Source organism: Candidatus Zixiibacteriota bacterium, from assembly GCA_022865345.1.
Taxonomy (GTDB): domain Bacteria; phylum Zixibacteria; class MSB-5A5; order MSB-5A5; family RBG-16-43-9; genus RBG-16-43-9.
In genome coordinates this window covers 1-12,223 of record JALHSU010000002.1, presented here as the reverse complement: position 1 = coordinate 12,223, position 12,223 = coordinate 1, and the positions used below count along the sequence as shown (strand labels likewise).

Genomic DNA, 12,223 nt, shown 5'->3' with positions numbered 1-12,223 from the left:
AACTGATTAGGAATCTAAACCATTAATATCGAGGTGATACATGAAGGCCCATCCTAAAATAGTTGCGTTAACCTTATTTTTGATGCTGCCAACCCTGGGTATTTGTGCTGATAATACACCGCAGGGAACCTATGTGCCAAGGATTGTATTAACTGCTCCTTGGGGTAAAACAAATTTAAGGGTAAATAAAGTTCCTTCAGAACCTGGCACGTTTGGATTTAGAATTGATGAGGAAGGAATTGAACATGGCCCCACTGCTTTCACGATTGCACCTAATGGGGATATTTACATTGCGGACAACATAAATGACAGGACACAACATTTTAGCGCATCTGGACAGTTCATAAGTATAATCCCTAATGTAAGGGTAGGTTATGATTCTGGGTTACGCGTAGATAAAGAAGGAAACATATACACAGGTCATTTTTATACTCTTAATCCATATGTGAAAAAGTTTAATCCTCAAGGTAACTTACTAATTACTTATCCAGTAAGCAAAGACGACGAGATGGGCACGGACGACCCGGCTCATTGGGGTGGACAGGGAAATATTCTTGTTGACGATTCGGGCAGGATCTTCGTGCAGTACCTGAGAGGAAACTTTGAGTACAGCTTTCAGGTGGGAACAAAAGATGCAACCTTCGGTTCTGCCCAACAAAAAACCTCTTGGAAACAAGGGTTTTACGGGTTAACTGCAAATCTGCCAAACGGCAATCAGAGATATTCAGGGGATATTTTGGGGCTAGATTCTCTATATGAATACGAGATGGAAAAAGATGAAAAAAACGAGAATATCTCCATCATTACTAAGTATCAAAATGGCAAATTAGTTGGAACCTATACCCTGGACTGGAAACAGATCGAATGTCCGATCTTAACTGCTTTTAGCATGGGTGGTCGTCAGGTGTTTGACAAAGGAAACATATACGTTTTCTGTTCAGACAAAGAAGGAATCAAGATAATTAAATGGTCACCGGTGGGGGGCAGCAAATAGGGACTCAATAAATTTGTAGGGGCGGGTTTGAAACCCGCCCCTACGAAAGAATTAATCAGGCAAGCATCCTCTCCCGGATTAATTTAACCGGGATAGAGCCGTAGCTTAAAAGTTTATCGTGGAATTCTTTCTGGTTGAACTTCTCCCCTTTTAATTTTTTGTAATCATCTCTCAACTTCAGAATCTCTAATTTACCTATCGCATAGCTCATCGGTTGAGTCGGATCTTGTGAATATCTCTTAACCTCAGCTATAGCATTTACTCTTTCCAGCTTAGCCACATTGACTAACATATCAACCGCCTGGTCAAAAGTCATCTTTTTGGTATGAAGTTTCACGTCAATGACGACACGGCAGCCTCTCCAGAGCTGGTCTTTCAATTGAAAAAGCCTGGTTCGGATGTCAGTGTAATAACCCTGCTCATACATCATCTCCTCGCAGTACAATGCCCAGCCTTCAACAAACACGTTAGTGCCGAAAAGCCGCCTGACCTTGGAGTCGACGCGATTGGCTAAAACCAATTGCATGTGATGACCTGGATAACCTTCGTGCAGTGTAGTCACGACCGACTTGTGTATATTATGCCCCTGAAGCTGTTCCTCCTGCTTCTCAGCCGGAAGACTTGGATCAACCGGAGTGACCCAGTAAAAACCTTTTTGATTTTTCTCCAGAGGGGCAGGAGACATATAAGCCGCATAAGGGATAAGATGCCTGACAAATACCGGAGACTCGACCACCTCTAACTTTTCATTCTCCGGCAAGGTCACCAGCTCTCTGTCCTTCAGATAATTATGACTTTTCTGCATCTGCTCTTGATAAAAGCTCAAGAGATTTTCTTTTGTCGGATGAGATTTTCTAATCTCTGAAACGATTTTGGTCCAGTCTTTACCCGGGTCTATTCTTTTGGAGATTTTCTCCAGCTCTGCCAGAGTTTCTCTTATGACTCTTTCACCTATTTTAACCAGATCATTCGAATCGTAGGGAAGCTGATGATGGTTAGCTAAAAGGTAATCGAAGAGCTTTTTGCCGGCTGCAAAATCGCCTTTTGACACCGGTAAAATCTTCTCTTTCAGGAAATCATAATATGAATCAAAGCTTTTCTCTGCCTCCTGGGTTGCTTTTAAGATGGAGTTTTTCAGTTGAGGCACTTTTCCAGCAAATTCCGGAAGAGTGGATTTGAAAAAGAGTTTTCCCTTCAAAGCCGTTTCCATTCCGATCTCGGTCCAGAGCCGGGGAATTTTTCTGGCTTTCTTAAGGTTCTTTTCACCCTGTTTTAAGAAAGCGGGGATAAGCTTTAGCCTCTGCAAAAGACTTTTTCCTCTTTGGTCCGGCGAAGCAAAATCCCGGAAGATCAGGACGTTGCAGCCGGAAAGGACAAAACCAGGGAAGAAGCTGGCATCCCTTAAATGTCTCTGGTACTCCTTTTCGTATTTAACCTCAGTTTCTAAGCTGGAATGCAGGACCTTAAGGTCCAAAAGCTCATCCTCCGAAAGTTTTTCTTTTTTGGAATAAAATCTCTTTAATCTTTTTGCGTATTGGGTTAATTTCTGATGATAATTCTTTCTGGAGGCTGGTGAGAAGTTTTCGAATTGACCATCGTATTTATGGACTCCCGAATAAGTAGCTTCAACCGGATTTTCCTTCCAGCGGTACTCCAGAATTTGTTCGACTAAAGCTTGAAATTTCTTGTTCATATATTTCACCTCTATTTTTATGGAGACGCATTCGATGCGTCTCTACCCAGATTTTTCATAGAAAGAATGGAGGTCTGAAGACCTCCGCTACATTCCTCGTCTAACATCTTACTTCTCACGTCTTACTTTTTTTTAGCATTTCTTTCGCTTGATACATAAAAGCTTCCAGGCGGGTTAGCTCGCTTACGTCCTCCAATCCTTCATAAGCGATATCCAGCCAGGGGAAGTTGTGATATTCTTCGCGAATCTTCTTGGATATGGCGGAGACTACCGTTCCGGGCATACAGGTAAAGGGCATCGTGTTTATTACCCCGCAGAAACCTTTTTTAATGAAATCAATTGACTTCCCGACCGAGAGGATGGCTTCTCCTCCAAAGGAGTAGTGCAGGTAAGGGCTGGCAAGCTCTAAGATTTTCTCTACTGGAAGCTCATGCTCCCCTTCCAAAACCCCCCTCAGGTTTTCATAGAAAAATTCCTCGTCTTTTCTCTGCACCCGGTCTTTTAAAAAGGCTTTGAGATACTCTCCATATTTTTTTTCTGACAGGGTTTTCTTTTTATACATAAAATTAGTATAAAAAAACCACTCTGCCATCGGAGCCACCCTTACCTCCCCCCCCAATTTCTCAATCTTTTTGACTAAATCATGATTGGAAAACCTGTTTGTTCGGATGTATATCTCCCCGACTACACCGATCAACGGCTTCTTACCATCGCTTGAAGTTTTGACCTTAGCAAAGATTTCGTGGATATTTTGCGTGAGCTTCTCCAGATCCCCTTTTTTCTCAATCGCAGAACAGGTTTTGTTCAGACACTCCCAATAAGCTTTTTCGCTGTCCCCGGGATTTATCTCATAAGGTCTGGTCTTCCATAAAAGCTTATTCAGAAGGTCAACTGCAACTAAGCCTCTCCAGGCAGTTCGTTTGAAACGATCATCCAGATTCAAAATCTGGTCATAGGAGTCCTTAGAATGAGGAGAACAGATGGAAACATCCCTGTAACCTAACTCATCCAGGATCATTCGCTGGAGGTTCTGATATTGTCCGAACCTGCAGGGGCCATCTGCCTGGGGCATAAAGATAATTGAATTTTCCTTATCGAAATCCTGGCTCTGGACTAATTTGACAATGTCTCCTGTGGTCAGAACGCAGGGGTAACATTCCTTGCCGGAAGTATATTTCCTTCCCAGGACCAGGGTTTTCTCATCTGACTCCGGTATAACCTCAGCTTTCATACCGCATGCTCTGAAGGCGCTTCTTAAAGCAAAGGCATGCTCAGCCATATAAGGGATGTAGAGAACTTTTTTATTACCATTTGTGAAGATATAAGGCGCTTGCACTGGAGCTTTGCTTTCCTCTTCCCTGTAGCCTTTGAGACTGTCTAAGAATGCCTCACACCGGGTTACAATTCCGGCATCCGCAGAATGTTCGTCTAATTCTAACTGCAGAAAAGGTTTTCGGCCGAGGTTAGATTTGAAAAAATGAAGGATAAAAGAATCCGGCCCACATCCGAAATTTGTCACATATACGGGGAAAATGCCTGGAGTGTTCTTGATAAATTCGGATGCTGCTAAGATTTTCTGCCCGTATTTCCAGTACATATTCGGCATTACATAATTGTCTAAGGGAGACTTCAAAGGAACGAAATCCAGAGGCAGAGCAGTACATTTCAATTCTCTTAGTTTCTTAGAAAGCTCTAAACTTAAGAAAGGATCACAGGTATTATAAGGCCTGCCTACCACCACCATTGCTTTCTGCCCCTTTAAATCCTTCAAAATCTCCTCCCCTCTTAAACGGATTCTCCTGTAGAATTCCTCCTGACAATCCTCAGCCTTCTTGAATGCTTTCCTGAGTTTTAATTTACCGATCTTTAAATCCTGGCATAATTTATCCAGCTCTTTTAGTAAAGCAGTCCTCCCTTTTTGAAAGTGAACCGGCGCAGAAAGGAACTTAGTACCTCTGGCTTTGAAATCATAAGTGGCTTTGAGAATGTATGGAAGGGCTTGAACGTAGGGACAGCAGTAAGTCTCCATATCCGGCTGCTCTTTTTTCAGGTTGATCAGGCTGGGAAAGAGGATATAATCTACTCTCTTCTCGAAAAGGTTTTGAACGTGTCCGTGAGCAACCTTTATCGGGTAACAGGTCTCGGCTAAGACCGTTTCAACTCCCTGACGGATAATCCGTTTGTTGGTTTTGTCAGAAAGGACCACCTCATACCCTAAGTTCTCAAAAAGAGTTGCCCAGAAGGGGAAGAATTCATAAAAGAAAAGAGCCCTGGGAATACCTATCTTACCTTTTTTCTCAACTTGAGCAGCGTACTCCCGATGCAGTGTGAAAAGAATTCTCTCCCTTTCCTCGAACAGGTCTGGTAATTCTGATTTCTTAGAGCTCTTTTTCTCCACATCATATTTTTCGCACCTGCTTCCGTAGTAAAGAGGCTTTTGGTCTTCCACCAAGACTTTCTTGATCTCACAATGATTAGCACAATCCTGACATTCAAAGGTTTCGATCTGGTAATGCTTCTTTGAAAGATCAAACCCTTTGAAATTACTCCTTTCAGACTCGTTACTCTCCTGGGCTAAGATAGCTACTCCGATAGCACCAGTGACATCATGATGAGGCGGAACAATTATCTTTTTACCTAAGACTTTTTCAAAAGCCGCCACCACACTCTTATTCCAGGCAACCCCTCCCTGAAAGAAGATCCTTTTTCCTATTTTTTTCTTGCCAACTACCTTATTCAAGTAATTGTAAACGATGGAATATGCCAGCCCAGCCACCAAATCATCTTTAGGAATCCCTGACTGCTGATGGGCATTCAAATCAGATTCCATAAAGACGGTGCATCTCTCCCCGCAGTTCACCGGAGAATCAGCCTGCAGAGCTAATTTCCCGAACTCCTCTTCGATCTTTATGTTTAACTTCTCTGCCTGCTCCTGAAGAAATGAGCCAGTTCCTGCTGCGCATACTTTGTTCATCTCGAAATCGACGATGATTCCATTATCTAAGCTTATATATTTAGAGTCTTGTCCCCCTATCTCAAAGATGGTATCCACTGAAGGATCAAACTCGACAGCCGCTCTTGCCTGGGCGGTTATCTCGTTATAGACGATGTCTGCACCCACGAAATCACCGGTCAGGTATCTCCCTGAACCGGTTGTCCCCACTCCTAAGATTTTTACTTTATCCCTCACCTCATTCCCGACCTCTTCCAGTCCTCTTCTCACCGCTTCGATCGGCCTTCCTTCAGTCATCAGATACCTTCTGGAAAGCACCTTCTTGTTTTCGTCGATGACCACTACGTTGGTGGATAATGAGCCTACATCTATGCCTAAGTAAGCTGGTATTTCTTTACCTTCTGGAACCTCAAAGCCCTGAGTGAGTGAATAATATTTTGTCTCAGGATTATTGAAATAAAGTTTTTCTTTTCCTTTTTGAATCTTAGGAGTAGAGAGGTATGACTTGAGGTAAGCCAAATCTTTGAAACCGTTTGTTCCTGTTTTATCTTCAAAAATACTCAGAGCCGCACCTATTGCGCCCATCTCCGCATAAAATTCAGGGATCACCAGCTCGCCTTCGGCGAGTTCAAATACGTCCTGGAAAGCTTTCACCATCCCGGCATTAGCTGCTACACCACCCTGGAACGAGACCTTCTTTTTTAGTTTTTTACCCTGCGCAATGCTTGATTTGAAATTCCTCGCCATAGCATAACATAACCCTGCAACAATATCATAATCCGGGGTGGCTATCTGCTGAAGATGAATCATATCAGATTTGGCAAAGACACTGCATCTACCGGCTATTCTGGGTGGATTTTTAGACTTCAGGGCTAACTGTCCAAATTCGTCTTCGATATTTATCTTGAGTCTCTTAGCCTGCTGGTCTAAAAAGGAGCCAGTCCCAGCCGCACACAGGGTATTCATTGAGAAATCTTCTAAAAGCAGAGACCCGCTCTTGCTGTCTTCCTTCAACAAAAGAAGCTTGGAGTCCTCCCCTCCCATTTCGATTACTGTTCTTACTTCTGGATGAAGTAACGAAGTGGCTTTGACCTGAGAGATAACCTCATTGATAAACCTGCCCCCTAAAAGTTCCGCCGCCAGCTTCCCCCCTGTTCCGGTAGTTGCGACCCCGGTTATTTCCTTTGGGTCGAAACTTTGTCCTATGGATCCAAAATCGGAAAATAATTTTTGTAGTTCAGCTAAAAGAACCTTAAACGGCTGCCCCTCGCCCCGGGTGTAGGAATGGTAAAGGATTTGTTTTGAATTGCCCTCACGTCCTTCTGGGGACAGAAGGACGATCTTAACCGAAACCGAGCCTATGTCTATCCCTAAATAATGCTTTCTATCCATCTTTTCCTCAGTGAACTTTTCAAATTTACCCCCGGTGTCACCCTTAGCTGCAAAAATCAGATTATTATACGACAGTATGACTCTTTTGTAAAGTGTTTTTTAATTCTAAGTTTCAGCTAAATGACAATATGTATCCGGAAAAAGAAAAAAAGTATGTAGGTCAACCATGTCCCTTACGGGGACTGGTTGACAACCCATCTCAAAAGTTGATTTATTATCTATTTGTTAAGCAGGCTTCGCCATGCTTGACCTACTAGATTACGTGACCTACTCTTACTAAAAAAGCAAGAGCAAGCTCTTGCACTCCAAGGTTAGTTCAAACCTCTCCCTAATCCTCTCCTTTCAAAGGAGAGGAAATAACGCCTCCTTCTTTGATTCATCATTCGTCATTTTCTTGTATCTGTTATCTTTCATTTGTCATTTGTTAAGTAGTCGTTCTCCAATAAACTATTGGCTTTCTCCTACATTTTTTAGTCTATGAACCCATTCCTTGCGGTAACCCCACGTTGCCTTCAACGTGGATAAGTGATCTAATTTATTTACATCAAGCAGGTTAGTCATCAAGAAATATTCATGCCATTTTGCCTTTTTCTGGCACAATTGTTGCACAAAAGATTTCTGAATCATCTTAAAAATTTAACATTACTCTAAGGGGGGACATAAATAATGAGAAGAAGAGGAGAAAAAAGCCTTTTAGATAAAATAGTAAGCTGGGCTTTCTGGTGCTTATGCGGAATTATCTTTTTCATAATATTTTTGACTCTGGTCCAGTGCTCCATAAATAAGCCCTCAGCTCCGAGCTGGAACAGCCGCTATAATCTTCCTTTGCTTTTGAAATCTTACGATATGAGAACCCTGATTGAGAAAATCGACGACCCGGCAATAAGACTTGATTCACTGGGCAACCCGGGAATATATATTCAAAAAGACATCGATACCATCTGGATAAAGGAGAACTTGGAGCTTTCTCCTTTATCCGAGGTTTTCAAGGATACTGTCGGAGAGATACCTTTTATCTCTGCTGACACTCAGAAAACTGATCTCTTTTTGTCTGATATCTATCCTGGACCAGGGGGAGTTATCCCCCCCCTCAGTTACAGAATCGATGTGAGCTTTCCCCAATTGACCGACCTTCAGCAACTCAGTATACGAAGAGGGATAGCCCGGCTCAAGGTTGAAAACCATATGGGAGTAGATTTGGATTCGTTCTCAGTAGAATTGGTGGACTCGGTTTCCGGTACCCCTCTATCAACCATAATATTTGAGTCCGGCATAAAGAAGGATAGCACTAAAACAAGAGATTTTGACCTTTCAAATAAATCAATATCTTCCAAACTCTCCGGGAATAGCAAAGGGCATACTCCAGGAGACACCGTACTAACCCTGGCAGATAAATATCTCGGTTTCAGCCTTTTCTTTCCCGATACTGTTTTTGCTCGTTCAGCCACTGCTAAGATCCCGGTTATCAATCTTTCTAAGACTCAGGCAATCGGACTCCCAACCCAGAACATCATTAACTCAGCCAGGATCAAAAGCGGTAATTTATATCTACAGCTTTATAACCGAACCAATCTTCCAGCCAATCTTACAATTCTTTTACCGGATTTAACTTCTTCCGGCTCGCCTCTCTCCTTAACCAGACATATAGGCACTTTGAGCTTTTTAGATCTGACTATTCCTTTAAGCGGCTATACTTTTCAGCCATCAAGTCAGAACATCGACCTGGAAATAAGAGGACAAACTGAAGGCAGCGGGGAAAACTTTGTCGCCATCAGCAGTTCAGATTCCATCTCTATATCTGTTTCCTCAGATACAATCCTCTTCTCCTCTCTTTCCGGGATAATCCAGCCAACCTTAGTTCAAATCGACCCAATGCAGGTAAACCTGGATCTGCCCCAGGGACTTTCCTCAGTCTCTCTAACTGATGCGGTACTTGATTTAAAGATAAAAAACGGTGTTGGCTTCCCCGGCTTTTTAGATTTGAACCTGAACGGAGAAGATGGTCAGTCTCTTTTGATAAGTGGACAGATAGAGCAAGGCGTACCTGACAATCCAATAACCACTGTTCTGAGAGAAAATAATCTGAGCAGTTTCTTAAATCCGATACCTGAGCGGATAAGCTTGACCGGACAGGCAACCTGCGGGGATGGGATAACTACGGGAAGGGTGACCGAAAACGATTTCATCTGCGGAGAGATAATCTTGAGTTCTCCTTTTGAGTTTGTGCTGGATTCGACCAGGATACAAATAGACCCTGACTCAAATTCCCTCCAAGAAGATTTAAGAAATGGATTGAACGATAGAGTCAACCTGGCAAAAATCTATCTGGATTTGGAAAATCATCTCCCCATAGGAGCAGAAGTCGAGCTTTTCTTCAGCCGGGATTCAGCCACTCTTTATACCAGCCCGCAACTTTTCATCGGTCCGGTATCGATTAATCCCGCACTGATTGATAGCTCAGGTCTGGTCATAAATCCCGTTAATACAGAAAATGTCATCCAGTTAAATAAAAATGACCTGCAGGTTTTTCAAAACCTGCCTTTCTATACCGGAGGCAGAATCACCTTTCAGGGAACCAATGGCAATAAAATCAAATTTTTATCCACGGATTATATTCAGATCAAATCGCACTTAGAGCTGGAGGTGAAAAATGGTGGTTAGAAGCTTTGTGCCGGCACCATTGAGCAGGATTATAAAAGGAATTATTCTGGCTATTATTCTTCTCCTTTTGTGGGCTGATACTTCAGCCCCTCTGGGTTTATCCAATGCCCGGAGCCTGGGTTTAGGAGGAGCATATACGGCTTTAGCCAGAGGAAATGAGGCTCCTCTGTGGAACCCGGCAAATCTGTCTTTTATAGACAACCGCGGCTTCAGCCTAAACCTTTTTTCCCTGGGTGCCTTTGTAGAGAATAATGCCTTCAGCTTGAAAAATTACAATGCCTATAATGGTAAATTCTGGGATGATCAGGATAAAGATAATATTTTGAGTCTGGTTCCATCCTCCGGTTTGAATCTGAATGCTCAGGCAGAAGCATCCGCTCTGGGACTGTCAATCGGCTCTTTCTCTTTAGTGAGTTATGCCTTGGGTGTTTCAGATCTGAGTTTCCCAAAAGATCCATTTGAACTTCTCCTTGTCGGGAATCAGATGAACGATACGGTCAGCCTGAAAGGAACTTCTGGTGAAGCCTATGCTTATGCTGCTCTATCTTTCTCTTTTGGCAAATCAATTTTACGAAAAGGGGAAAAAGAAATCGGTATAGGGGTAAACTTGAAATATCTGCAAGGCATAGTTTACCAGAAGGTAATGAAAGCTTCTGGCGAAGTAAGAATTCAGGAAACCGGGATGGAAGGCCAGTCCGACCTTATCCTTAATTCAGCTATGGGAGGAAAAGGTTATGGTCTGGATTTAGGAATTGCTGCAAAGCTGAATAGAAAATGGACGGTTGGTTTATTCTTTTCAAATCCAATCAGCCGGATCAAATGGGATAGGAAAACCGAGGAGCGAGGTTACCAGTTTCAGATAGACTCGCTCAACCTTTCCAATTCGGGAAACGATTCTGTGTTTTTAAGTGAAGATTACCAAAAAGACATTGACCCTTTTATTACCCACTTACCTTTAACAGCTAAAGCAGGTATTTCTTATCAGGCAAAAAAGATTCTGATAGCCTTTGATTGGGAGCAGGGTTTTGAAAACGGACCTGGAGTTTCAAAAACTCCTCGGCTTTCCTTGGGAACCGAGATAAAGTTCCTGAGTTTTTTACCTTTGAGAACAGGCCTCTCTTTAGGTGGCAGAGAAGGCTTCTCTTTAAGCGGCGGTTTTGGACTGGATTTTGGATTGATATTTCTTGACCTGGGGATAGTCAACAAAAACGCTTTATTGCCCAATAATAGCAAAGGAGTCGGACTTTCTCTGGATTGCGGGCTGAGATTTTAATCTGTGAAATTATTTTTGAGAATAGATTTGAATTACTGGAGGCATGATGGCAGAGACTTTAGATGCCAGAGAACTAAAAAATGAATCCGGCAAAACCGGACAGGAGAACGTCAAGGATAAAATCGACAAGGAGAGAATTCAAAGAGTAAAGAAACATTTCCTCCCTTCCTGGATGAGGGGAACACAAAACCCAAAGCCGAAACTTTCCTCCGAGCAATAGAGGAAAGTTTCCGCAGGAAAAAAAGTCGCCAAGAGGGAAACCAGGGGATGATCCCAAGACCTCTGCTCACACCCCCCAGAGGAAATCATCCCCTGAAGTTGTCAAGCAGCGCTCCCGCAATAATCTTGGCGACTTTTATTTTTGGTAAGTCGGGCTGTTGAAGACTGCCCGACTTACTATTTATTTTTGATTTATGTGTTTGTAGGGGCGTATTGCAATACGCCCTTATACCCCAGAAAACGTAGGGGAATCCCTCGTGGGCTCCCGAAAAACGGGAGGGGGCAAGCCCCTCCCCTACGAACTGCTCAACGAGGATGTTATCATCCTCGTCATTTTTACTGCTGGATGATAACATCCAGCAGGAGCTAAAAGGGGCGACCCGCCGGGTCGCCCCTACCAGGTTCTTTGCTGGTCGTTGGTCTCCTGACCAACGACCCATTCTATTATCATAAACCAACGAAAAGCAAAGCTGAAGTCTTCACCAGGATCCTGTGGACAAGACCTTGACGGCCTTGCCCTGAATACCTGGGCGAGGCAACCTCGCCCCTACAAAACATATTCGTCATTCGTCATTAGTCATCCGTCATTTACCTTATTTTTCATCTTTCATTTTCCTTTTTCTGTTTTCTTTATCCGTCATCAGTCATTTGTCATTCGTAATTTTTTTACTTAATCATTGACAGCGAAACATTTTTGTATAAATTAACCTTGAAACATAGGGGTGCTTGTTTTTCTCGTATGAGGAGGACAGGCTGAGAAAAACCCTTAGAACCTGATCTGGGTAATGCCAGCGTAGGGAAAATTACTCCATCGATAGACCTAACCGTTACCAGATCAGGTAACGGTTTATTTCTTGTCATTGCGAGGAATTCCCTGCTGGGACGACGAAGCAATCCGTTGTTTGTATTCGAGGTGATGTCAGGAGTTACCTCCTGACACTGAGAGTGGTCGTTAAGCTGTCAGATGGTAACATCTGACAGCACGAAAACCAGATCAGGTGGCGGTTTATCTTTTTTATTGTCATTCTGAGGGAGTCC

The 12,223-nt window shown here is 43.0% G+C and carries 7 protein-coding genes and 1 riboswitch; of the genes, 4 read left to right on the top strand and 3 right to left on the bottom strand.

Annotated elements, in window-relative coordinates:
* Window positions 1–40 precede the first annotated feature (40 nt).
* On the top strand, window positions 41–994 hold the full coding sequence (locus tag MUP17_00125; GenBank protein MCJ7457387.1) for a hypothetical protein: 954 nt from the start codon (window positions 41–43) through the stop codon (window positions 992–994).
* A 55-nt stretch (window positions 995–1,049) separates the two neighbouring features.
* Here the strand turns inward: MUP17_00125 and MUP17_00120 are convergent, their stop codons facing one another.
* Both MUP17_00120 and MUP17_00115 read right to left on the bottom strand, forming a co-directional pair.
* Window positions 1,050–2,687: a DUF885 domain-containing protein gene (locus tag MUP17_00120; protein ID MCJ7457386.1), complete on the bottom strand. Its 1,638-nt coding sequence runs from the start codon at window positions 2,685–2,687 to the stop codon at window positions 1,050–1,052.
* A 115-nt stretch (window positions 2,688–2,802) separates the two neighbouring features.
* Complete coding sequence (locus MUP17_00115; protein MCJ7457385.1) at window positions 2,803–7,032, bottom strand: acyl-CoA dehydratase activase; 4,230 nt, start codon at window positions 7,030–7,032, stop codon at window positions 2,803–2,805.
* Between the two features lie 666 nt (window positions 7,033–7,698).
* Here MUP17_00115 and MUP17_00110 point away from each other — a divergent pair.
* From MUP17_00110 to MUP17_00100, 3 genes are read left to right on the top strand one after another with little or no spacing between them, the layout of a single operon-like run.
* Complete coding sequence (locus MUP17_00110; protein ID MCJ7457384.1) at window positions 7,699–9,693, top strand: hypothetical protein; 1,995 nt, start codon at window positions 7,699–7,701, stop codon at window positions 9,691–9,693.
* Window positions 9,683–10,966 carry a DUF5723 family protein gene (locus MUP17_00105; protein MCJ7457383.1) on the top strand — a complete coding sequence of 428 codons (1,284 nt, stop codon included), beginning with the start codon at window positions 9,683–9,685 and terminating at the stop codon, window positions 10,964–10,966. Before MUP17_00110 ends, MUP17_00105 begins: the two co-directional genes overlap by 11 nt.
* Window positions 10,967–11,012: 46 nt before the next feature.
* Window positions 11,013–11,186, top strand: a complete 174-nt coding sequence (locus MUP17_00100) for a hypothetical protein (protein MCJ7457382.1) — start codon at window positions 11,013–11,015, stop codon at window positions 11,184–11,186.
* 85 nt (window positions 11,187–11,271) lie between these two features.
* Here the strand turns inward: MUP17_00100 and MUP17_00095 are convergent, their stop codons facing one another.
* Entirely contained in the window at window positions 11,272–11,541 is a 270-nt protein-coding gene (locus tag MUP17_00095; protein ID MCJ7457381.1) for a hypothetical protein, read from the bottom strand.
* Window positions 11,542–11,893: 352 nt separating this feature from the next.
* Window positions 11,894–12,002, top strand: a riboswitch (TPP riboswitch).
* Window positions 12,003–12,223: the final 221 nt, after the last annotated feature.

What these genes read in the sequence shown, in the direction of transcription:
- MUP17_00125 (MCJ7457387.1), top strand. Translation starts at nt 41, where the DNA reads ATGAAGGCCCATCCTAAAATAGTTGCGTTAACCTTATTTTTGATGCTG.
- MUP17_00120 (MCJ7457386.1), bottom strand. Translation starts at nt 2,687, where the DNA reads ATGAACAAGAAATTTCAAGCTTTAGTCGAACAAATTCTGGAGTACCGC.
- MUP17_00115 (MCJ7457385.1), bottom strand. Translation starts at nt 7,032, where the DNA reads ATGGATAGAAAGCATTATTTAGGGATAGACATAGGCTCGGTTTCGGTT.
- MUP17_00110 (MCJ7457384.1), top strand. Translation starts at nt 7,699, where the DNA reads ATGAGAAGAAGAGGAGAAAAAAGCCTTTTAGATAAAATAGTAAGCTGG.
- MUP17_00105 (MCJ7457383.1), top strand. Translation starts at nt 9,683, where the DNA reads ATGGTGGTTAGAAGCTTTGTGCCGGCACCATTGAGCAGGATTATAAAA.
- MUP17_00100 (MCJ7457382.1), top strand. Translation starts at nt 11,013, where the DNA reads ATGGCAGAGACTTTAGATGCCAGAGAACTAAAAAATGAATCCGGCAAA.
- MUP17_00095 (MCJ7457381.1), bottom strand. Translation starts at nt 11,541, where the DNA reads ATGTTATCATCCAGCAGTAAAAATGACGAGGATGATAACATCCTCGTT.